Source organism: Streptomyces sp. NPDC014764 (genome assembly GCF_043082785.1).
GTDB lineage: Bacteria > Actinomycetota > Actinomycetes > Streptomycetales > Streptomycetaceae > Streptomyces > Streptomyces althioticus.
The window spans coordinates 186,697-209,031 of record NZ_JBIBXY010000008.1; the positions used below are offsets into that span (position 1 = coordinate 186,697).

Sequence of the window (22,335 nt, forward strand, 5' to 3'; positions counted from 1 at the left end):
CCTCCCGTCCGGTTGTTCCACCGCTGTCGCCCAGCTCACCTATCCACGAGCACGGGGGAAGGCCTAACATTTGAGTTACTTAACGGTAGTTAGCGTGATCAGCATCGCAGTGTTTTGGAGCGTGAGAGACCTTGGCCGGATCGGCTGACTTCGACCTGTACCGCCCGTCCGAGGAGCACGACATGCTCCGGGACGCCGTCCGCTCGCTGGCCGAGGCGAAGATCGCGCCGCACGCCGCCGCGGTGGACGAGGAGGCCCGCTTCCCCCGTGAGGCCCTCGACGCGCTCGTCGCGAACGACCTGCACGCCGTGCACGTCCCCGAGGAGTACGGCGGCGCCGGCGCGGACGCGCTCGCCACGGTCATCGTGATCGAGGAGGTGGCCCGTGTCTGCGCGTCCTCCTCCCTCATCCCCGCGGTGAACAAGCTGGGCTCGCTGCCGGTCATCCTCTCCGGCTCCGAGGCGCTGAAGAAGAAGTACATGGCCCCGCTCGCCAAGGGCGAGGGGATGTTCTCCTACTGCCTTTCCGAGCCGGACGCCGGTTCCGACGCCGCCGGCATGAAGACCCGCGCCGTCCGCGACGGCGACTTCTGGGTGCTCAACGGCGTGAAGCGCTGGATCACCAACGCCGGCGAGTCCGAGTTCTACACGGTGATGGCCGTCACCGACCCGGAGAAGCGCTCCAAGGGCATCTCCGCGTTCGTCGTGGAGAAGGGCGACCCGGGCGTCTCCTTCGGCGCCCCGGAGAAGAAGCTCGGCATCAAGGGCTCGCCCACCCGCGAGGTCTACCTGGACAACGTCCGCATCCCCGCCGACCGCATGATCGGCGAGGAGGGCACCGGATTCGCCACGGCGATGAAGACCCTGGACCACACCCGCATCACCATCGCCGCGCAGGCTCTCGGCATCGCCCAGGGCGCCCTCGACTACGCCAAGGGCTACGTCAAGGAGCGCAAGCAGTTCGGCAAGCCGATCGCGGACTTCCAGGGCGTGCAGTTCATGCTCGCCGACATGGCCATGAAGATCGAGGCCGCCCGCCAGCTCACGTACGCGGCCGCGGCGAAGTCCGAGCGGAACGACAGCGACCTGACCTTCCAGGGCGCCGCCGCCAAGTGCTTCGCCTCCGACGTGGCCATGGAGGTCACCACGGACGCCGTCCAGCTCCTCGGCGGCTACGGCTACACGCGCGACTACCCGGTCGAGCGCATGATGCGCGACGCCAAGATCACGCAGATTTATGAAGGCACGAACCAGGTCCAGCGGATCGTCATGGCCAGGAACCTTCCGTAGCAGGGTTTTTGCAGGTCAGAGGCGGTTCTGAGGCGCCGGAGGAGCGCTCTCGGCTTTCTGCCGGTTGCGGCCTGGTCAGGGCCGTTCATGGACGTCATGCTGGGGAAATCCTGGGGAGCTGGCGATTCAAAAGAAGCCGCTGGAAGGGCGCCCGGGATCTCCCGGGCGCCCTTCCGCGTCCTCCAGCCGTCACCGGCTCACCGCGCCGGGCTCACCGGCGCCGGAACAGGTGGTGCGTCACACCGCTCGGGCGGGCACGGCCGAGGGGGGAACTCGTCGCCACGCGCTCACAGGAAACGCCGGATCGGGGTGACCGCCGCCTCCGCCAGACGCGCGCGCAGCGGACGGCGCCGCCAGCGGGCCGGGTCGACGGCCTCGCTCTGCTTGCGGTCGGCGTCGAAGTCGTCGTCGAGCCGCGCGGTGAAGTCCTCGTCGAGGACGGCCAGCATGACCTCCTCGTCGTGCTCCAGCGAGCGTCGGTTGAAGTTGGTCGAGCCGATCAGGGAACAGACGCCGTCCACCGTGATGATCTTCGTGTGGAGCATGGTCGGCTGGTACTCCCGCACGTCCACGCCCGCGTCCACCAGCGTCTGGTAGTGCTGACGCCCGGCCAGCAGACAGGCGCGCTGGTCGGTGTGCGGCCCGGGCAGCAGGATCTCCACCTTCACGCCCCGGCGGGCGGCGGCCGCCAGCAGGTCGATGAAGTACTCGTCCGGCGCGAAGTACGCCGTGGACAGCCGGAACCGCTCCTGCGCCGAGGTGATCACCACACGCAGCAGGGTCTGCATGTCCTGCCAGCCGAAGCTGGCCGAGCCGCGCACCACCTGCACCGTGGCGTTGCCGGGCTGCTCCTGCGAGGTGAAGCGGTCGCAGTCGTCGTACAGCTCGTCGTGGCACTCGGCCCAGTTCTGGGCGAAGGCCGCCGCGATGCCGTCCACGGCCGGGCCCCTGACCCGCACATGCGTGTCGCGCCACTCCTCGGGATTGCGGGCGTCACCGCACCACTCCTGCGCGATGCCCACCCCGCCGGTGAAGGCGGTGTGCTCGTCGGTGAGCAGCACCTTGCGGTGGCAGCGGTGGTTCTGCCGCATCGGCGACAACCGGGTCGGCTTGCGGAACCACGCCACGTGGACGCCGGCCTCCTCCATCGCCTCCAGCAGCTCCGGCTCTATCTCCTTCGCGCCGAAGCCGTCCAGCAGCAGCCGCACGCGGACGCCCGCGCGGGCGCGCTCGGCCAGCGCCTCCGCGAACTCGTGCGCGATGTCGCCCCGCCAGTAGACGAACGTCATCATGTCGACCGTGTGCTCCGCGGCGCGGACCGCCTCCAGCATCGCCGGGAAGATCTCGTCGCCGTTGCGCAGCGGCACGAGTTCGTTGCCCTCGGTCGCCGCGATGCCGATGAGCCGCTCCAGCCGTCTGCGCAGCCGCTGCCGCTCCGTCCGTGCCGTCATGGTCCTCTCCCTGTCCGTCCCGCGATACGCCCCCTCGGCGCCGCGGTCACCGGCGCCACCCTCCCTGGTTGCCGCTCCCGGCCCGGCCAAGCAGCGTCCTGTGGTGGTCATGGACACAGGGGCGTAGGACGGGAGGTGCGAGGACCGAGCGCCGGTCCTCGCCGACCCTGGGAGGAACCATGACCCAGCAGCAGCCGGCCACGGAACCGCTGAGCAAGGAGATGCAGGACTGCATCCAGGCGTGCATGGCCTGTCACGGCGTGTGCGAGGAGGCCATGAGCGCGTGTCTGCAGAGGGGTGGCGAGGCTCAGACGCGGATCATGCGGGCGCTTCTCGACTGTTCGGAGATGACCCGCATGTGCGCGGACATGATGATGCGGCGCTCGCCGCTGCACAACGAGATGTGCATGATGTGCGCGCAGGCCTGCGACCTCTGCGCGGAGGCGTGCCTGACGATGCCGGAGGACGAGCTGATGACGCGGTGCGCCGAGTCGTGCCGCCGCTGCTCCGAGATGTGCCGCGCGATGGCGGGCGCCCCGATGTGACACCCGCGCCGGACATGCGCGAGGGCACCCCCGGCGGGGGTGCCCTCGTCGTGGTGACCGGCGGTGTCAGTCGCCCGTGACGGTCACCTTCTCGTCGTTGTTCAGCTGGCTGACCAGCTGCTTCACCTTGTCCTTGTCCCACAGCAGGTTGCCGCCGCTGGAGCCGGCGAGCGGCATGTTCATCGAGGTGCCCTCGCCGCCGCTGACGCCCTTCATCGACCAGAACATGTCGGCCAGGTCGAACAGGCCCATCTCCTTGTCGACGATCAGGGAGTCCAGTCCGGCGCCCATGGTCGGGTAGAGCCGGAAGGGGTTGAGGACGGTGCTCGGGGTGGCCACCTGGTTGGCCAGGGCCGAGAGGAACTTCTGCTGGTTCTTCGTGCGGTCCAGGTCGGAGCCGGGCAGGGCGTAGCGGGTGCGGACGAAGGCGAGCGCCTCCTCGCCGTTCAGGGTCTGCTTGCCCTTCTTGAGGTCGGCGCCGGACTTGGTGTCCTTGATGTCCTGCGGGATGTCGATCTCCACGCCGCCGACCGAGTCGACGATGTTCGCGAAGCCGCCGAAGCCGATCTCCACGTAGTGGTCGATGTGCAGGCCGGTGTTGAACTCCACCGTGCGCACCAGCAGCTCGGGGCCGTCCTCGGCGTACGCGGCGTTCAGCTTCACCTGGCGGCCGGTGCCCTGGTAGGTCTTCCCGGACTCGGAGCCCTTGAAGGTGGGGATCTCCACGTTCGAGTCACGGGGCAGCGATATGAGGGTCGGGCCGTTGTCGCCGGTGTGCAGGATCATCACCGAGTCCGTGCGCTTGCCCTCGGCGGATCCGGTGCGCAGCCGCTTCTTGTCCTCGGCGGACAGCCCTTCACGGCTGTCGGAGCCGACGATGAGGTAGTTGGTGCCCGCGCCCTTCTCGGGCCGCTCGATCACCTTCGACAGGTCGACCTCGCGGTTGAGCTTGGAGTCGGCCCAGAAGTACGTGGCGACGGTGGTGACGAACAGCACGGTCACCAGGGTGATCGCCGTCCACTTGATACGACGCCGCCAGTCCGGCGCCGGGTGCTGCGGGCCGTAGCCGTCACCGCCGCCGCGTCCGCCACCGCCGCCGTAGACCTGGCCGGTGTTGTAGCCGCTGTCGTAGTCGTCGTAGCCGCCGCTGCCACGGCCGTCGACGTACTGGGGCTGCTGCGGGACCCCGCCGTAGGCACCCTGCCCGGGAGGGGCCGGCTGACCCCGCCGGACCTGCCGCATGACACGGGGGCCCTCGGGCTGTGCGCTCGCGCTCCCGCGTCCGTAACGGCGGCCGCGGTTGTCGTCGGACCATGCCTCGGGCCAATCATTCATGCCAGACAGTGTGCAGGTCCGCCGGGCCGGCCATACAAGGGTCGTCGGAAAATCAGAGCCGCGCTGTTGCGAAGCTGACACAAAACAACCGCTTGTCACCTCGGCATAAGGTGGAGGCCATGACAGACCAGGCCCCTGCCGCGCAGACGGACAGTCCGGAGATCCCGGGCAAGCCCGTCTCGGCGTCCCGCACCACCCTCAGCCACATCATGACCCACAACGACACCAATCTTCTGGGCACCGTGCACGGTGGGGTGATCATGAAATTGGTCGACGACGCGGCGGGCGCCGTCGCCGGCCGGCACTCCGGAGGGCCGGCCGTGACGGCCTCCATGGACGAGATGGCGTTCTTCGAGCCGGTCCGCGTGGGTGACCTTGTTCACGTCAAGGCCCAGGTCAACTGGACCGGCCGGACCTCGATGGAGGTCGGGGTGCGGGTGCTGGCCGAACGCTGGAACGAGTCCGCGCCCGCCACGCACGTCGGCTCGGCCTACCTCGTCTTCGCCGCGGTCGACGCCGACGGCAAGCCCCGGCGGGTGCCGCCGGTCCTCCCCGAGAGCGACCGCGACCGCCGCCGCTACCAGGAGGCCCAGATCCGCCGCACCCACCGCCTCTCCCGCCGCCGCGCGATCCTGGAACTCCGCGAGAAGCGCGCGGCGGAGGGCTTCGACGACTGAGGGCGTCGCCCTCTCCAGCCGCCCCTGGGCGGGGCGCTCTCCAGCCGCCCCTCGGCGCGGCGCTCTCCAGCCCCGGGTACGCCGGGATGCTCCCGGCCACGGCGCGCAGGGGCCAGGAGGAACCGCCGTGGGCGGGGTCAGCCGCAGTTGACCTCGTCGCCGCGGACGACCCCGAGCTCTCCCTGGCCCGGGTCCTCCGGGCGGACCTTGCGGACCTTCTCGAAGTCGGTGCCCGCGATGACCTTCAAGGTCGGGCCCTGGCCCTTCACCGCGCGCAGCTCGCTGCCGGGGAGGGCCGCCGCGAGGGACTTCGCGGAGCGGTCCCAGCGGGGGTCGTAGGCGACGACCGTGCGCTCGTGGTCCTGGCGGGCGGCATTGACGGGGGCCTTGGTGGTGGCGAAGCCGGTCGCCGCCAGGGCCGCGTCCACGCGCCGGCCGAGGCCCGGCGTGCGGGTGCCGTTCTCGACCTGCACCCGGATCTGCTTCGGGTCGACCGGCACCCGCAGCGCCGCGCCGGCCGAGGGCCGCGTGGACAGCGGCTCGTCGCGTCGCAGCGCGTCGAAGATGTGCTCGGACTTCTCCGCGTCCCACTTCAGCGTCGAGCCGATGCCCTTCACGACGTGCCCCGGCGTCACCACGGGCACGGTGGTGAACTCCGACGACGACGGGGAGAAGTTCCGCATCGCCCGCCCCAGGTCGAGCAGCTCACCGGTGCCGAACCCCTCGTCCGCGCGGACCGAACCGAGCACAGCGCGCGTGACGTCCCGGAACCGCATCGGGTTCAGCAGGATCCCCGACGACGTGGCCCGCTCCACCAGAGCCGCCAGGAAGTGCTGCTGCCGCCGCATGCGGCTGAGGTCGGACCCCCCGTCGACGTACCGGGCACGGACGTACTGGAGGGCCTCGCCGCCCTTGAGGGTGTGCCGGCCCGGGGACAGGTCGAGCCCGCTGTGGCTGTCCTTCAGCCGCTGGTCGGTGCAGATCTCCACGCCCCCGACCACGTCGACGGTCTTCATGAAGCTGGCGAAGTCGACCTCCAGGTAGTGGTCGATCTTCACCCGGGTCATCTTCTCCACCGTCCGCACGGTGAGCTGCGGCCCGCCCTCCGCGTAGGCCGCGTTCAGCTTCAGCGGGTGTCCCTTGTGCTGCTGCCCGCTGACCCGGTCGGTGTGCGGGGGCGTCAGGGCGTAGGAGTCGCGGGGCAGGCTGACGACGCTGGCCCGGTCCCGGTCCTCCGAGATGTGCACGATCATGATCGTGTCGGTGCAGTGGCAGGGCGCCCCGCCGAGCCGGTACTTCTCCCGCTCCGCCTTGCCGATGCTGTCCCGCCCGTCCGTGCCGACCAGCAGGATGTTCATGCCGTGCCCGGCCCGGGGCCGGTTCTTCATGTCGCGGAACGGGTCGACGCGCGCGATGTCGTCGTCGAGCCCGCTGAGCACCGCGTGCCCGATCCCCGCGGAGGCGAGCACCACGACCGACAGCGCGGTGACCGTGCGCATGACCCACCGCGGCCGGCGGCGCGGGGGCGCCGGCGGGCGCGGGGCCGGGCGGGCCGGCCGCGCCGGGCGCCGGTCGGGGTTTCGGGGCCGGGGGGAGCGCGGCGGCGTGGGCAAGGGGGGCACCTCCGGACGACGGCCGAGCGTGGAATCGTGAGCACCGTAGGCCGATACGATCTGCGGCCCTTCGCACAGCACCCCGGCACGCGCAGACGTGTCCCCCGTTCGCGGTAACGTGAGGCTCCTATGAACGCCAATCCCGACGTGCGGCCCCCGGCCGTTTCCGTGATCATGCCCGTCCTCAACGAGGAGCGGCATCTGCGCGGCGCGGTCCGCGCGATCCTCGCCCAGGAGTACGCCGGCGAGATGGAGGTCGTGATCGCCCTCGGTCCGTCCACGGACCGCACGGACGAGATCGCCGCCGAGCTCGTCGCCGAGGACCCGCGGGTGCACACCGTGCCCAACCCGACGGGCCGCACCCCGGCCGCCCTCAACGCGGCGATCAAGGCCTCGCGCCATCCGATCGTGGTCCGCGTCGACGGCCACGGGATGCTCTCCCCGAACTACATCGCCACCGCCGTGCGTCTCCTGGAGGAGACCGGCGCGCAGAACGTCGGCGGCATCATGCACGCCGAGGGCGAGAACGACTGGGAGCGGGCCGTCGCCGCCGCGATGACCTCGAAGATCGGTGTGGGCAACGCCGCCTTCCACACCGGCGGCGAGGCGGGCCCCGCCGAGACCGTGTACCTGGGCGTGTTCCGGCGCGAGGCGCTGGAGCGGCAGGGCGGCTACAACGTGGAGTTCATCCGCGCCCAGGACTGGGAGCTGAACTTCCGCATCCGTGAGGCGGGCGGGCTGATCTGGTTCTCACCCGAGCTGCGGGTGTCGTACCGCCCCCGCCCTTCCGTGCGGGCGCTCGCCAAGCAGTACAAGGACTACGGCCGGTGGCGCCACGTGGTGGCCCGCTACCACGCCGGCTCCATCAATCTGCGCTACCTCGCGCCGCCGACCGCGGTGTGCGCGATCGCGGCCGGGATCGTGGTGGGCGCGGTGCTCACCCCGTGGGGCTTCGTCGTCCCCGGCGCCTACCTCGCGGCGATCGTCGCGGGCTCCATACCCGCCGGCAAGGGCCTCCCGCCGAAGGCACGGCTGCAGATTCCCGTGGCCCTCGCCTCCATGCACATGTCGTGGGGCTGGGGCTTCCTGACCAGCCCGCGCTCCCTGGCGAAGAAGGTCATCGCGTCCCGCCGGCCCGCCGTCAAGGCGGAGGACGCCACGGCGGCCTGACGCCCCGTCCGCCCCTCGCCCGTCCGAAGGCCCCTTCCCGCACCGGGAGGGGGCCTTCCCGCGTCACCAGGTGAAGCCGGGGCTCACATGCATGCAGGCCTTGTCGTCCGCGCCGTTGAGCGCCTGCGCCGACTCGGGCGTGGTGTCGTCCTCCTCGGGCGCCTCGTACCGCGTGCCCTCGCGCCAGTCCGCGCCCACGACCAGCGTCACGCCGGACACGTCCGTGGACCGCTTCACCGCGTCCGCCGGGATGCCCAGGACCGCGGCGACACGGCGGGCGTCGCCCTCCAGGTCGGCGCTCGGGTAGCGCACCACGGTCCGCTTCTCGGTGAACGCGCCCGCGGTGTCGGCGGTGGCGCTGGTGAAGCCCTTCTCCTGGAGCTCCCCGGCGACCGCGGAGGCCCGGCCCGGGGCGGGCGCGAGGGTGTCGGTGCGGGTGCCGTTGCGGACCTGCACGGCGATGGCCGAGTCGTCCGCGGCCGGGTCGGCGGGCGGCTTCACCACGGGCGGCTTCGGCTTGGCGTCCCTGCCGTCCAGGGCGATGTCCTCGCGCACCAGCCGGAACAGCTTCTCGGCGTCCTCCGTGGGCTCCACGCGGGCGCCCACGTACCGGTTGGGCATCGTGGTCATGGTGATGCGCTCCGGCTCCACCTTCCGCAGCTCGGTGCTCAGGTCGTACAGCTTCTTCACCGTGTCGAGGCCGGGGTCCACGGTGAGCGCCCGGGTGGCCTCCTCGGCCAGCCGGCGCAGGTTGTTGGGGCTGCTCAGCGTCGCGTTCTCGCGCAACTGCCGGGCCAGCGAGTTCATGTACATGTGCTGCGCCTTTGCACGCGCGAGGTCGCTGCCGTCCTCGAAGCCGTACCGGGTGCGCAGCCACTGCAGGGCCTGCTCGCCCTTGACCGGGTGGGTGCCCTTCGGCAGCTTCAGCCCGGAGCCGTGGCCCTGGCTGTCGCGCGAGTGGATGTTGGCGTCGACGCAGACAGGGACGCCGCCGACCGCGTCCGCCATGGCGACCACGCCCGCGAAGTCCACCATCACGAAGTGGTCGATGTGGATGCCGGTGAGCTCCTGCCAGGTGGCCACCGTGCAGCCCGGACCGCCGTGCCCGAGGCTCTCGTTGGCCATGCGGCGGCCCTCGCTCGCCGGGTACACCGTGCCGTCGTCCGGGTCGGTGCACTTGGGGATGTGCAGCAGGGTGTCGCGCGGCATGCTGATCACGGACATGTTGCTGCGGTCCGCGGACAGGTGCACCAGCATCTGCACGTCCGCCAGCGGCGTCGCGCCGAACGTCTCCCGGGCCCCGCCGAGCTTCTGGTTCTCCTCGCTGTCCCGCGCGTCGCTGCCGATCAGCAGGATGTTCAGCGGGGTCTGGCCCGCCGCGTTCGGCGTCGGCTCGGCGACCTTGCTGTCGCCCAAGTTCAGCGGGTCCTTGCGGATGTTGTCGTTGAGCTTGCGGTAGTACAGGTAACCCGCCGCGCCGGCCGCGAGTATGAGCAGCGCCAGCACCGCGGCGGACCACTTGAGTATCCGCCGGAAGCGCCTCGGACGCGGGGCCGAGCCGTCGGCGGGCGGGGCGTCGTCGGGAGCCGGTGCGAGCTCCTCGTCGCGGACCGTCTCCCGCGTGGCGTTCTGTGTCACTGCCCCGTCCTTCCCACCCCTGGAAACACCTCGCTCCGGAACGCAGGCCCCGCCCTGCGTCCTGTTAGACGCTTGACGGGCCCGTCAGTTGCCCCGGGTTTTCCCTCGATTTCCCCAAGAGGTGACGGGGAGACCCCGCCCGCCGCGAGGGCTACCAGCGGTACGGCGCGTACACGTCCATGCAGGCGGTCTTCTCGTCCGCGCTGAGCGCGTCGGCGTCGTCCGGCAGGTCGCCCGCCTTCGGCGGCTCCGGCTCCCGGTACGTGCCGCCCTCGCGCCAGTCCGCGCCGACCACCACGGTGACGCCGGGGACGCCGGCCGACTTGCGGACCGAACTCATCGGGATGCCCAGGGACTTGGCGACCCGCTGGGCGTCCCCCTTGAGGTCGTCGGCCGGGTAGCGTACGACGGTCCGCTCCTCGGCGCCCGCGGCGGAGGTGTCCGGCGCGGCACGGATGAACCCCTGCTCGGTCAGCTCCCCGGCGATCGCGCTCGCCCGGCCGGTGACCGGCCCCTCGGTCGCCGACCGGGTCGCGTTCCGCACCAGCACGCCGATCTCGTCGTCGGGCGCCGACGGGTCCGCGGTGCGCTCCTCGCGGGACGCCTTCCCGGCCCCGCCCGGGCCGCCCTTCGCGCCCTCGTCACCCTCGCCGCCCTTGTCGTCGAACGGCACGTCGTCGCGCAGCAGTGCCCAGACCTGCTCCGCGTCGTCCCCGGCGGGCAGCAGGTGGTTGGCGTTCTGCGGGTCCTGGACGGTCGGCAGGGTCGTCATCGTGATGCGGTCCGGGGGCACCGTCCTCAGCTGCATCCCCAGGTCGTACAGCTTCTTCACCGACCCGATCTCCTCGGAGACCTTCAGCGACCTCGTGGCGGCCTCCGCGAGGTCGGTGAGCCGCCCGGTGTCGGTGAACACGTTCTGCCCGCGCAGCGTGCGGATCATCGAGTTCATGTACATCCGCTGCGCCCGCGTGCGCAGGATGTCGCTGCCCCACGCGTGCCGGGTGCGCAGCCACTGCAGCGCCTGCACGCCCTCCACCTTGGTCGTGCCGGCCCGCAGCTTCAGGCCCGAGCCGCCGGGCACGCCGGGCAGCGGACGGTCCCACACGTTCTGCCGGACGCAGACCTCGACGCCGCCGACCGCGTCCGCCATCCTCACCACGCCCGCGAAGTCGATGGTCATCCAGTGGTCTACGTAGACGCCGGTGAGGTTCTCCCAGGTGGCGAGCGTGCAGCCCGGACCGCCGCGGGCCAGCGAGGTGTTGATGATGTCGTTGGTCCCCGGGTACGTCGTCCCGGTGTCCGGGTCGGTGCACCGGGGGATGTCGACACGGGTGTCGCGGGGGATGCTCACCACCGCCGCGCTCTTCCGGTCGGCGGCCAGGTGGATCAGCATCTGTACGTCGCCGAGCGGTGGGTTGCCGCGGTTGGCCTTGCCGCCGCCGAGCGCGACGTTGGCGTCGGAGGCGCGGCTGTCGGAGCCGATCAGCAGGATGTTGAGGGGCGTCTGCCCGGCCGCGTTCGGCGCGGACCGCTCGGCCTTGGAGTCGCCGCTGCTGCGCTCGCCCTTCACCAGGTTGTCGTTGAGATGGTCGTAGTACAGGTAACCGGCGCCCGCCGTGCCGAGTATCAGCACGGCCAGGGTCGTCGCCGACCAGCGCAGGGCGCGCCGTGCCCGTCCGCCGCGCGGTCTCCCGCCGCCGTCGCCGCCCTCGGCGGCGCGCGTTCCCTCGGGACGGCCCTCCTCGGGCGGGCCGGACCGGCGCGGGGCGCCGTCCTGCCGTGCCCCCTCCTCGTACACGTCACTTCGCGTCATCGTGCGGTGCTTCTCCCCACCCCTGGACATGGAACGGGCCCGTCCGCGCCCCGTAGGACGCGAGACGGGCCCGTCAGGTGCCTATTCGGCGCAGACGACCTTGTCCGCCGTGGATTTCTTGATGTCGTCCGGAGCCTTGTCCGGAGGCGTGAGCGAAACGCCCGCGCCCTTGAAGTCCTTGCCGAGGGTCAGCGTCATCGCGGGCACGCCCTGCGAGTTGGTGACGCTCTCGCCCGGCTTCAGCGCCGACGCGGACAGGCCCATGATGTCGGCCAGCCGCCGCGCCTGGTCGGCCTGGTCGGGCGCGTACTCGAGCGTGGTCTTCGCCAGCTCCGCGGGCGCGTTGCCCGCGTTCTCCGACTTGTCGACACCCTGCTCGACCTGGAGCCAGCTCAGGGTCGACTGGGCGCTCCCGGCGGCAGCGCCGCCGTTGAGGATGCGCACCCGCACCTCGGCGGCGGGGGCCTTCTCGCCCTTCAGCCGGGCGGCGACGGCGGCCTTCTCCTTCTTCTGCTGCTTCTTGACCTCGGTGAACGACACGTCGTTGCGGATCAGGTCGAAGACCTCCGGCGCCTTGGCGTCGTTGAGGACGACGGTCGCCTTCACCTTCTCCGCCGGGTTGTCGAGCACCGGGACCGTGGTGAAGGTCAGGTTCTTGACGTTCAGTTTGCCCAGCTCCAGACCGAGGTCCTTGAGCTTGTTGATGCTGTTCAGCGTGGAGTCGACGGTGAGCGCCTCGGTGCCCGCCTCGGCCAGCTTGATCATCTTGGACGGGCTGGTGAGCGTGTCGTTCGACTTCAGCTCGCGCATCAGGGAGCTGAGGAACTGCTGCTGCAGCTCGATACGGCTCAGGTCGCCGCCCAGGCCCACCGAGTGACGGGTGCGGACGAACGCCAGCGCTTCCTCGCCCTCGATCCGGTGCGTGCCCTTGGGCAGGTTCAGGTGCGAGTCCGGGTCGTTGATGTCCTTGCCCAGGCACACCGGAACGCCGCCGACCGCCGAGGTCAGCGTCTTCACCGCGTTGAAGTCCGCCACCATGAAGTTGTCCGGCTTGATGCCGGTCAGCTCGGTCACGGTCCGCATGGTGCAGCTGGGCGTACGGCCGGCCTGGCCGAGGCTGGTGTTGAAGCGGACGCCGGTCTCGCCCGGGATGACCTTCTGGCTGCCGTCCTCCTGCTCGGTGGGGCAGTCCGGGATGTCGACTATCAGGTCACGCGGGATGCTCAGCGCGGTGGCGTTGGAGCGGTCTTTGGAGACGTGCAGCAGGATCGTGGTGTCGGCGTGACCCTCGCTGCCTTTGTCGCCGTAGCCCTCGTTGCCGGAGCCGGTGCGCTTGTCCGTGCCGATCAGCAGGATGTTGATGGCCTGGTCCTTCTTGAAGCCACCGGTGCCCGCGCCGTCGTCGGAGACGGACGTGATGTTGTCGTTCAGGTGCTCCAGGTACAGATAGCCGCCCACACCCGTGGCGAGCACCAGGAAGGCCACCGTGCCGCTGGTCCACAGCAGAACCTTCTTGGCCTTCTTGGGCTTCTTCGCCGGCCGGCGCCCTCGGCGGCCCGCCGGAGGCTCCTCCTCCTGCGCACCCCGGCGCCGGCGCTGCGGCGGCACGTCCCGCCCGGGCGTCTCAGGCCCGGGGGAGGCGCGGCCGGGGCGCTCGGGCGCCTGGTCGGGCGAGGCCGACCGGGCACGCGGATTTCCCGCCCCCGGGTTCCGCGGCCCGCGCGGGGCCGGAATGGGCGACTGCGGTGCGGAAGGGCTCAGTCGCAGTTCGTATTCGCCGGTGTTCGGATTGAGTACCCACTGGTCTGCGGGATCGATGTTCTCTCCCCGCCCACGGCCTTGCGCGTCCACGGTCGCTCGAATCCTCCGTCGGGGCCACGCGGCGCCTTTCCCCTCCCAAGGCGCTCGGGTCTCGGTCACACAGTGCGGGATCTCAGGACGGACCTGAAGGAACGGACGCACCGGAGGGCTCACACTAACGGGCCCGATCGGCGTCCGGCGACGTCGGTGACGAATTCCACGCCTTCACAAGGGGCAATCCGCCCATTTCCGTGGACAGGAGTTCGCAGCCTGGGAGTTGTCTTTGAGTTTCCTTTACGCGCAGGTGTCCTCGGCGGCGGTGTTGCCGGAGAACGTGGGCTCCGAGGACGCGCTGTCCGCCGGGGCCGTTGTTTTCTTTTCCGTGGCCTTTCGCTCACCGTCCGTGCCCACGCGTACGGCTTCGTCCTTGCGCAGCCGCTCGAACAGCTCCCCGGCGGCGGGCTGGGCGAGCTGGTCCCGATTCACGTCCCCGGCGTAGGACTCCCGTGGCACGGTGAGGAATTGCACCCCTTCCGTAGGGATGTCACGGAGCCCTCGTACGAGTTCGTACAAACCACGCAAGCTGGCGAGTTCGGGGTCGGTCGTGAGGGACGAGGTGGCCGCGTCCAGTACGGGATACAGCTTCACCGGATTCAGCAGGATCTCGTTGCTGCGGACCTTGTTGACCAGCGCGCCGAGGAATCGCTGCTGGCGTTCGATGCGGCCGGTGTCGCTGCCGTCCCCGAGGCTCTTGCGGGCCCGGACGTAGCCGAGGGCCTGCTCCCCGTCGAGCGTCACGCGCCCCGCGGGCAGGTGCAGGTGGGCGTCCTCGTCGTCGATCGGCCGGCTCAGGCACACCTCGACGCCGTCCACCGCGTCGACCATCTCCTTGAACCCCTCGAAGTCGACGACGACGTGGTGGTCCACGCGGATGTCGGTGAGCTTCTCGACGGTGCGGATGGTGCAGGCCGAGCCGCCCACCTCGAAGGCCGCGTTGAACTGGGCGAACATCGGCGCGGAACGCGATCCGTCGGGGCGGCGGCAGTCGGGCACGTCCACCATCAGGTCCCGCGGTATCGACACCGCGGTGGCGCTGCGCCGGCCCGCCGACAGATGCAGCAGGATCACCGTGTCCGAGCGCTCGGTGCCCGGATCGCGCCCGTAGCGGCGGTTCTCGGCGCCCGCCCGCGAGTCCGACCCGATCAGCAGGATGTTGAGTGCGTCCTTCACCAGAGCGGTGGGGCGGTCCTCCTCGAACCGGGCGAGCTCGGCCGCCGCCGCCTCGTCCGGGGTGATGTTCCCCTCCAGCTTCATGTACACCGCCCACCCGGCGGCCGCGGCGCCCACCAGCGCGAAGGACACCCCGATGCCCACCCCCCACACCCAGCGCCGGCGACGACGGCGGACCGCGCCGCGCCCGCTCGGCGAAGAGCCTGAGCCCGGACCGAGATCGCGCCCCGCCCCGCCCTGTCCCTCGGGGGGTATGCCTGCGGTGTCGCTCATGCCGGTTCCACCCCTCCCTGTGTACGGGCCGGGACGGCGTACGGGTGCGGGCCGCTCCGCTTGCCGCGCGGGTGCGCCCCGCGGGGTGCCTGCCGCTCGGTGTGCCGCTTCCTACGACTGTGGCCCGGAGAAGGGAGGGGTGGGAGGTGGTGCTGCGCCGAACGAGTGAGGGCGGTGCGCGCCGGGGCCGGGTCAGCGGGCGATGACCGTGACCCGTTCGCTCTCCACGCGCTTGTCCAGGGCGTCGGCGTCCAGCCGGTCGAGGTTGCGGCACAGCACCACGGAGCCGCCGGTCGCCAGCGGCGCGTACAGCCCGGCGTTCAGCCCTTCCCAGGTGTCGTACGGCAGCCCGGACAGGATTCGGGAGCCGGGGCCGGTCAGTCCGAGGTCCGGCGCCTCCGCGCGGGCCCGCTCGACGACCTCCGCGCCCGAGAACTCCCGGCCTGCCACGATCAGCGCCGGCTCCTCGGGGTCGACGGGCGCGTACGGCGCGAACCGGTCGCCCTGCCCCGGCACCTCCACGGCGTAGTCGGCGAAGCCCTCCGGAGCCTGAGGGAAACGCCCGCCGAGCGGCCGCAGCGCCAGCGCGACCCGCGGGCCCGAGCAGGCGCGTGCGGCCTCCAGCGACTCCGGCTCCGGGCCGCTCACCACCACGTCCGCCGCGGACGGGTCGCCGCAGACGTCCGCGACCACGCCGACCGACGCGCACGCCAGCAGCCACACCGCGGTCTGCCAGTGCGCGGGCAGCAGCAGGGTCACCCGGTCGCCCGGTTCGACGGACAGCTCGTCCTGGAGCAGGTTGGCGGTCTTGGCCACCCAATTGGCGAAGGTGGCCACGGACAATTCGACCCGTTCGCCCGTGGCGTCGTCGTAGAAGGTCACCAGGGGGCGTCCCGGGTCCGCGGCGAGCGCGGAACTCAGCAGGTCGGCAGGGGTGCGGTCGGTGGCGTTCACCCGCGCAAGCGTACGCGGCCCCCGCCGGGCGCACCCTCCGTGCGGGCCAGGGGCGGGCCACCGGTTCGGGGGAACGGCAGCCGACAGACCGTCATATGAGCGATGGACAGATTTGTCTGACTATGTCCAAGCTCAGGAGCATGCGTGGAATTCTTGCTTCCTCAATCGGCGTCACCTGCGCCGCGGCCCTCGCCCTTCCGCTCGCCCCGCCCGCCGCCGCGTCCGACGTGCCCACGCGCACCGTGGGGACGGCCGGCGCCCGAGTCGATGCCCGGGCCGATGTCCCGGGCAGTACCCAGTCGCTGCCCCTGCGGCCTCTCACTCATGACCGTGCATCAGGCGCCGTGCTCGGCCTGACGCCCCGGACGGTACGGACCTTCTCCCTCCTCGGTGTCGTCTGGGACGACCCCTCCGCCGACCTCCACGGCCGCGTGCAGGTCCGCACCCGTACGGCCTCCACGGGGGAGTGGACCGACTGGCAGGACGTCGAGACCCACTACACCGAGCACGGTGCGGACCCGGACTCCTCGGAGGCCGCCTCCGGGAAGACGCGGGGCGCCACCGCGCCGCTGTGGGTGGGGGAGTCGGACGGGGTCGAGGTGCGGGTGCTGCCCGAACCGGATTCCGGCGAGCCGGAGGATGTGGACCCCGTCGACACGGTGTCGGACGAGGGTGTGTCAGGCGGGGAGGGGGCCGGCGCTGGTGAGGTGTCCACCCTGCCGGCCGGGATGCGGCTCGATCTGGTCGATCCGGGGGAGGCGGAGTCCGGGGGGTCCGACGAGGCCGGCGAGGCCGGGGAGACTGCGGGGGGCGCGGAGCCCGCCGAGCCTGCGGAGCCCGCTGAGCCCGCTGGGCCCGCCGAGGGACCTCGTACGGGCGCCATGACCGCCGCGGCCAAGGCCGCCTCCGCCGCCAACTCCGCCCTCGTGCCGCTCGGCGCCACCCAGATCCCCTCGCTCACCGCCGAGGAGACACGGGAGGAACTCGTCGCCCTGCGCGGCACCGAACTGACCGAGCAGCAGCAGGCCAAGCCGTACATCGGGCCGCGGCCCGCCATCACCACCCGGAGCGGCTGGGGGGCGGACGAGAGCCTGCGCGAGAAGGGCTTCGTCTACACGAGCAAGGTCAAGGCGGCGTTCGTGCACCACACCGCCTCCGGCAACAACTACTCCTGCTCGCAGGCGCCCTCCCTGATCCGCGGCTTCTACCGCTACCACACCAAGAGCCTGGGCTGGCGGGACATCGGCTACAACTTCCTCGTCGACAAGTGCGGCCGCATCTACGAGGGCCGGGCAGGCGGCGTGGCCAAGCCGGTCAAGGGCGCGCACACGATGGGGTTCAACTCCAAGACCACGGGCATCGCCGTCATCGGCTCCTACGGCTCCAAGAAGCCGTCCTCCAAGGCGGTGAAGGCCGTCGCCCGGCTCACCGCCTGGAAGCTCGGGCTGCACGGCATGAACCCGAAGAAGAAGACATCCCTGACGTCCGGCGGGGGCAACCTGTACGCGAAAGGCAAGAAGGTGAAGATGAAGGTGATCTCCGGCCACAGGGACGGGTTCAACACCTCCTGCCCCGGGGGGAAGCTGTACAAGAAGCTGGGCAGCGTGCGGTCCAAGGCCGCCGGTTACCAGGGCCGCTGAGAGAGCCGGCCGGGGGCCGGCCGCTCCGTTCCCGCCGGGGGCCGTCTGCATACACTGGCCGGCCGAAAGACAGTTCGGCCGGTCCCGGCAGGAAGCGAAGACGACAGGTGACAGAAGCGATCCTCCTGGTCGGCGGCAAGGGCACGCGACTGCGTCCCCTCACGGTGCACACGCCCAAGCCCATGGTCCCGGCGGCCGGGGTGCCGTTCCTCACGCACCAGCTCGCGCGGGCGCGCGCGGCGGGCGTGGAGCACATCGTCCTCGCCACGTCGTACCTCGCCGAGGTGTTCGAGCCGTACTTCGGCGACGGGTCCGCGCTGGGGCTGCACATCGAGTACGTCACGGAGGAGGAGCCGCTCGGCACGGGCGGCGCCATCCGCAACGTCGCCTCGCGGCTGAACTCCGGGCCGGACGAGCCGGTGCTGGTGTTCAACGGGGACATCCTGACGGGGCTGGACATCCGGGCGCTGGTGCGGACGCACGAGACGTCCGGCGCCGATGTCTCGCTGCACCTGACGCAGGTGAGCGATCCGCGGGCGTACGGGCTGGTGCCGACGGACGGGACGGGGCGGGTGCTGGCGTTCCTGGAGAAGCCGCAGACGCCCGAGGAGATCGTCACCGACCAGATCAACGCGGGGGCGTACGTGTTCCGGCGGTCGGTCATCGACACGATCCCCGCGGGACGGGTGGTGTCGGTCGAGCGGGAGACCTTCCCGGGGCTGCTTGCGGCGGGGGCGCATCTCCAGGGGATGGTCGACTCGACGTACTGGCTGGACCTCGGGACGCCGGCGGCGTTCGTACGCGGGTCGGCGGACCTGGTGCTCGGGAAGGCGCCGTCGCCTGCGGTGCCGGGGCGGTGCGGGGACCGGCTGGTGCTGCCGACGGCGCGGGTGGCTCGGGACGCGAAGCTGGAAGGCGGGACGGTGGTGGGCGAGGGGGCGTTCGTCGCGGAGGGCGCGAGGGTGTTCGGCTCGACGATCCTGCCGGGCGCGGTGATCGAACCGGGGGCGGTCGTGACGGACTCGCTGATCGGGACGCGGGCGCGGGTGGGGGAGCGGGCGGTGCTGACCGGGGCGGTCATAGGGGACGGGGCGGTCGTCGGCGCGCGCAACGAGCTGAGGGAGGGCGTGCGGGTGTGGTGCGACGCGCGGATCCCCGCCGGGGCGGTGCGGTTCTCTTCGGACCAGTAGGGGGCTGCGGTGTGACGCCTGCGGCGCATTCACCTGTCCGGTGGAGGTTGCTGTAGCGCCCACGGTGGGGTGGTGGTGCGGGGCCGCGGTGGGGGTGGTCGTCCTCGGTCTGGCGCGATGAGGGCGTTGACAAGGGGAAGGGCGCGGACGCGCCGGCCGCTGCGGGCGCCCACCGCCCCCCCGTCCCCTCCCCGCCGTACGCGGCTGCCGCTATCCGCGGGCATGCGTGCCGCCTGGGGCGGCACGGGTGGGCGCGGCGGCACCTCGTTGGCGCCGAGGTGCGCCGACACCCCCCGGCCCGCACCAACGCCGGGTGAGTAAAGGGGTACGGGTGTGCAACACCCGTACGGTGCCGCACAGCACGGAGTGCTAGAGCCGCCCGATGTCCCCGTGCGGCATACGGGGCGCCCGCCGCGCAGGCGTCCTTCCGCTCAGCAGGATGAGCCGCACGGCACGATGCCGCTGCCCCGCATACGGCTCGAGCAAGGACAGCATGACGGAGTCGTCCGCATCCCGGTCCCCCGCCAACGCCCACCCCACGATCCCCGGCAGATGCAGATCCCCCGTCGTCACCGCATCCACCGCCCCATGACTCCGCTGCACCGTCTCCGCCGACGTCCACGGCCCGATCCCGGACACCAGCTCCAGCCGCGCCCGCGCCTCCTCGGCAGACATACGAGCCGCCTCCTCCAGCCGCGCGGTGACCCGCACCGCGCGCAGCACGGTCGACGCCCGCTTGTCGTCGACACCGGCGCGGTGCCACTCCCAGGACGGGATCAGCGCCCAGGTGCGCGGCGCCGGCATGACCGCCATCCGCTCGGGCGCGGGTCCGGGCGCGGGTTCGCCGAACTTGCGGACCAGCAGCCGCCACGCCCGGTACGCCTCCCCGGTCGTGACCTTCTGCTCCAGGATCGACGGGATCAGCGATTCGAGGACCAGGCCGGTGCGCAGCAGACGCAGGCCCGGCAGGCGGTGGTGGGTGGACGCCAGCAGCCGGTGCCGGGGCACGAACGCGGACGGGTCGTCGGCGGCGCCGAGCAGTTCGGGGAGCCGGCCCAGGAGCCAGTCGGCGCCGGGGCCCCACGCCTGGCCGCGGACCGTGTCGTCGTGCACGGTCACCCGGAGGGTGCCGGGGCCCACGGGTGTGAGGCTGGTGCGCCACGCGGCGCCGTCCGGGGTCGTGCGGAAGGTGGGGTCGCCGGTGCCGCGGCGCAGCGGGCCGAGGACCAGGCCCAGCTCCAGGGGGCCGTCCGGCACCCAGGTCCGGGTCCGGGGCGAGGCCGGCGCGCTGCGGGGGCCTCGTGGCGACGGCATCGCGACATGGCCGCCGCGCACGGTGGTCCGCGTCGGGCGGGGAGCGAAGCGTCCGGCCACGAGAGTCCCTGGGGTGAGAGTGAGAGCTCCTACGAGAGTAGGGCCTCGCTCACCGCACCTCGATGAAACGGGCCGCGTCCCGCTCGGGACGGGGGCGTGGTTCCTCGGCCGGGTGGCCCACCGCCACCGCGCCCATCGGGTCCCAGTCGGCCGGCAGGTCCAACACGTTGCGGACGACTTCGCGGCAGAACATCGTCGACGACACCCACGCCGAGCCGAGCCGCTCGCCCGCGAGGGCCACCAGGAAGTTCTGCACGCCCGCGCCGGTGGCGACGACGAACATCTCCCGCTCCGCGCCGTCCCTGCGGGCGTCGCCGTAATGGTGCGAGCCGTCCATGACCAGGCAGGGCACGACCAGGTACGGGGCGTTGCGCAGGACGTCGCCGCGGCGGATCCTCCTGGCGACGGACTCCTCGGACTTGCCGTCCCGGCGCAGGTCCGCGATCCAGGCGTCGCGCATCGCGTCGAGGAGACGGGTGCGGGTCTCGGGGGATTCGAGGAGTACGAAGCGCCAGGGGGTGGTGTGGTGGGGCGCGGGGGCCGTCACGGCGGCGGCCACCGCGCGGCGGACCGCCTCGGGGTCGACCGGCTCGTCCGTGAAGGACCGCACCGTGCGGCGCTGGGTCACCGCTTCGCGGACCGCCTCGGACGTGCCGAGGCGGAACATGTCGTCGCGCGCGGCGCGGACCAGGGCGCCGGCGCCCTCGGTGTCGTCGGGCGACGTGGTGTGCGGCAGGCCGCGGACCACCGCCACCGGGAGGCCCGCTGCCTTGCCCTTGACCAGGTCGCCCGCGGCGGCCAGCTCGTCGGCGGTGGCGACGACCGTGGCGGAGAGCGGGTTGCCGTGCGCGTCGGTGCCGCCGCGCAGGTCGTCCAGCACGCGCACGCCCGCCGCGCCGATCGCCACGTCGGTCAGGCCCGCGCGCCAGGGGCGGCCGAAGGTGTCGGTGACGATCACGCCGACCTCGACGCCGAGCGCCTCGCGAATGCCCTGGCGGATCGTGCGCGCGGAGGCGTCCGGGTCCTCGGGGAGGAGCAGGACCGTGCCCGGCGCCGTGTTGGAGGCGTCGACGCCGGCGGCGGCCATGACCAGACCCTGCCGGTTCTCGACGATGCGCAGGGGGCCGCGCCGGGCCACCACCCGTACGGTCTCCGCGTCGATCGCGGCCTCCCGGTCGGCCGCCTCGACGATCCGGCCCTCCGCCTTGGAGACGATCTTCGAGGTGACCAGGAGGACGTCGCCGTCGGCGAGGTCGGGCGCGGCGGCCGCGATCAGCTTGGCCAGGTCGTCGCCGGGACGGACCTCGGGCAGGCCGGGGAGGGCCCAGACCCGGTAGGCGGGGAGCGCCTCGCTCATGCCGTACGGACCTCCTCGGCCAGGGCCAGCGCCTCGCCGGCCATCCGGGCGGCCGCGTCCACGTCGGTCATCATCAGCGGCACGGCCCGGCAGCGGATGCCCGCCGCCTCGACCCGCTCCGCGCTCGCCGCGTCCACGGTGTCCACCAGCCAGCCGTCCAGCAGCCCGGAGCCGTAGTGCTCGGCGACCGCGGCCGCCGTGGACTCCACGCCGACGGCGGCGAGCACCTTGTCGGCCATGCCGCGCACCGGCGCGTCCCCCACGATCGGGGAGAGGCCGACCACCGGCACGCCCGCGTCGGCGATGGCCTCGCGGATGCCGGGGACGGCGAGGATCGTCCCGACGGACACCACCGGGTTGGACGGCGGAAAGAGGACGACGTCGGCCTCGCCGATCGCCTCCAGCACGCCCGGGGCGGGCTTGGCCTGCTCCGCGCCGACCGGCACGACGGCCTGGGCGGGCACCGAGGCCCGCAGCCGCACCCAGTACTCCTGGAAGTGGATCGCCTTGCGCTCGCCGTCCAGCTCCACCGCCACGTGCGTCTCCACGCGGTCGTCGGTCATGGGGATCAGGCGTACGCCGGGCTGCCAGCGGTCGCACAGCGCCTCGGTGACCGCACTGAGCGGGAAGCCCGCGCCGAGCATCTGGGTGCGCACGATGTGCGTGGCGAAGTCGCGGTCGCCGAGCCCGAACCAGTCCGGGCCGACGCCGTAGGCCGTGAGTTCCTCCTTGAGGTGGAAGGTCTCGTCGCTCCGCCCCCAGCCCTGCTCCTCGTCGATACCGCCGCCGAGCGTGTACATCACCGTGTCGAGGTCCGGGCAGACCTTCAGCCCGAAGAGGTGGATGTCGTCGCCGGTGTTGCCGATGACCGTGACGTCCGCGTCCGGCGCGGCCTGCTTCAGACCGCGCAGGAAACGGGCACCGCCGATGCCGCCTGCCAGAACCACAATGCGCATGGGGCCATCCTCGCAGGCCGCCACGACATC

Annotated in this window: 17 protein-coding genes; 6 read left to right on the forward strand and 11 right to left on the reverse strand. The window is 72.0% G+C overall.

The features are described 5' to 3' along the window. Positions 1 to 131 precede the first annotated feature (131 nt). Positions 132 to 1,289 carry an acyl-CoA dehydrogenase gene (locus ACF1AG_RS21795; RefSeq protein ID WP_033276207.1) on the forward strand — a complete coding sequence of 386 codons (1,158 nt, stop codon included), beginning with the start codon at positions 132 to 134 and terminating at the stop codon, positions 1,287 to 1,289. Positions 1,290 to 1,576: 287 nt separating this feature from the next. On the opposite strand, the gene ACF1AG_RS21800 is transcribed toward ACF1AG_RS21795, so the two are convergent. After that, positions 1,577 to 2,740, reverse strand: a complete 1,164-nt coding sequence (locus tag ACF1AG_RS21800) for a phospholipase D-like domain-containing protein (protein WP_359605684.1) — start codon at positions 2,738 to 2,740, stop codon at positions 1,577 to 1,579. A 179-nt stretch (positions 2,741 to 2,919) separates the two neighbouring features. On the opposite strand from ACF1AG_RS21800, the gene ACF1AG_RS21805 reads away from it, so the two are divergent. After that, entirely contained in the window at positions 2,920 to 3,285 is a 366-nt protein-coding gene (locus tag ACF1AG_RS21805) for a four-helix bundle copper-binding protein (RefSeq protein WP_359605686.1), read from the forward strand. A 66-nt stretch (positions 3,286 to 3,351) separates the two neighbouring features. On the opposite strand, the gene ACF1AG_RS21810 is transcribed toward ACF1AG_RS21805, so the two are convergent. After that, positions 3,352 to 4,620, reverse strand: coding sequence for an LCP family protein (locus tag ACF1AG_RS21810; RefSeq protein ID WP_391810227.1), 1,269 nt, complete (start codon positions 4,618 to 4,620; stop codon positions 3,352 to 3,354). A gap of 119 nt (positions 4,621 to 4,739) precedes the next feature. Between ACF1AG_RS21810 and ACF1AG_RS21815 the strand changes: the two genes are divergently transcribed. Next, the gene (locus ACF1AG_RS21815; RefSeq protein WP_019527162.1) at positions 4,740 to 5,297 is read left to right on the forward strand and encodes an acyl-CoA thioesterase; all 558 of its coding nucleotides are present in this window, start codon (positions 4,740 to 4,742) and stop codon (positions 5,295 to 5,297) included. A gap of 137 nt (positions 5,298 to 5,434) precedes the next feature. On the opposite strand, the gene ACF1AG_RS21820 is transcribed toward ACF1AG_RS21815, so the two are convergent. After that, on the reverse strand, positions 5,435 to 6,796 hold the full coding sequence (locus ACF1AG_RS21820) for an LCP family protein (RefSeq protein ID WP_391810228.1): 1,362 nt from the start codon (positions 6,794 to 6,796) through the stop codon (positions 5,435 to 5,437). A gap of 243 nt (positions 6,797 to 7,039) precedes the next feature. Here ACF1AG_RS21820 and ACF1AG_RS21825 point away from each other — a divergent pair, with 243 nt between their 5' ends. After that, complete coding sequence (locus ACF1AG_RS21825; protein ID WP_391810229.1) at positions 7,040 to 8,080, forward strand: glycosyltransferase family 2 protein; 1,041 nt, start codon at positions 7,040 to 7,042, stop codon at positions 8,078 to 8,080. 63 nt (positions 8,081 to 8,143) lie between these two features. Here the strand turns inward: ACF1AG_RS21825 and ACF1AG_RS21830 are convergent, their stop codons facing one another. The 5 genes from ACF1AG_RS21830 to ACF1AG_RS21850 all read right to left on the reverse strand — a co-directional run bounded on the left by ACF1AG_RS21830 (position 8,144) and on the right by ACF1AG_RS21850 (position 15,788). After that, the gene (locus tag ACF1AG_RS21830; RefSeq protein ID WP_359605694.1) at positions 8,144 to 9,718 is read right to left on the reverse strand and encodes an LCP family protein; all 1,575 of its coding nucleotides are present in this window, start codon (positions 9,716 to 9,718) and stop codon (positions 8,144 to 8,146) included. Between the two features lie 151 nt (positions 9,719 to 9,869). Continuing rightward, complete coding sequence (locus ACF1AG_RS21835) at positions 9,870 to 11,531, reverse strand: LCP family protein (RefSeq protein ID WP_391810230.1); 1,662 nt, start codon at positions 11,529 to 11,531, stop codon at positions 9,870 to 9,872. 81 nt (positions 11,532 to 11,612) lie between these two features. Continuing rightward, positions 11,613 to 13,382: an LCP family protein gene (locus ACF1AG_RS21840; protein WP_391810231.1), complete on the reverse strand. Its 1,770-nt coding sequence runs from the start codon at positions 13,380 to 13,382 to the stop codon at positions 11,613 to 11,615. Positions 13,383 to 13,625: 243 nt separating this feature from the next. After that, complete coding sequence (locus ACF1AG_RS21845) at positions 13,626 to 14,834, reverse strand: LCP family protein (protein ID WP_391810232.1); 1,209 nt, start codon at positions 14,832 to 14,834, stop codon at positions 13,626 to 13,628. Between the two features lie 192 nt (positions 14,835 to 15,026). Next, positions 15,027 to 15,788: a TIGR03089 family protein gene (locus ACF1AG_RS21850; RefSeq protein ID WP_359605701.1), complete on the reverse strand. Its 762-nt coding sequence runs from the start codon at positions 15,786 to 15,788 to the stop codon at positions 15,027 to 15,029. A gap of 140 nt (positions 15,789 to 15,928) precedes the next feature. Here ACF1AG_RS21850 and ACF1AG_RS21855 point away from each other — a divergent pair, with 140 nt between their 5' ends. Next, positions 15,929 to 17,428, forward strand: coding sequence for a peptidoglycan recognition protein (locus ACF1AG_RS21855; protein ID WP_391810233.1), 1,500 nt, complete (start codon positions 15,929 to 15,931; stop codon positions 17,426 to 17,428). A 107-nt stretch (positions 17,429 to 17,535) separates the two neighbouring features. Then, positions 17,536 to 18,618 carry an NDP-sugar synthase gene (locus ACF1AG_RS21860; protein WP_359752369.1) on the forward strand — a complete coding sequence of 361 codons (1,083 nt, stop codon included), beginning with the start codon at positions 17,536 to 17,538 and terminating at the stop codon, positions 18,616 to 18,618. Positions 18,619 to 18,987: 369 nt separating this feature from the next. Here ACF1AG_RS21860 and ACF1AG_RS21865 read toward each other — a convergent pair whose 3' ends face one another. The 3 genes from ACF1AG_RS21865 to cofD are packed head-to-tail and all read right to left on the reverse strand — an operon-like array spanning position 18,988 to position 22,305. After that, complete coding sequence (locus ACF1AG_RS21865) at positions 18,988 to 19,992, reverse strand: DNA-3-methyladenine glycosylase family protein (RefSeq protein WP_391810234.1); 1,005 nt, start codon at positions 19,990 to 19,992, stop codon at positions 18,988 to 18,990. Between the two features lie 49 nt (positions 19,993 to 20,041). Next, positions 20,042 to 21,349, reverse strand: a complete 1,308-nt coding sequence (locus tag ACF1AG_RS21870; protein WP_359605340.1) for a coenzyme F420-0:L-glutamate ligase — start codon at positions 21,347 to 21,349, stop codon at positions 20,042 to 20,044. After that, entirely contained in the window at positions 21,346 to 22,305 is a 960-nt protein-coding gene (gene cofD / locus ACF1AG_RS21875) for a 2-phospho-L-lactate transferase (protein WP_391810235.1), read from the reverse strand. The genes ACF1AG_RS21870 and cofD overlap by 4 nt, the downstream gene beginning before the upstream one ends. Positions 22,306 to 22,335: the final 30 nt, after the last annotated feature.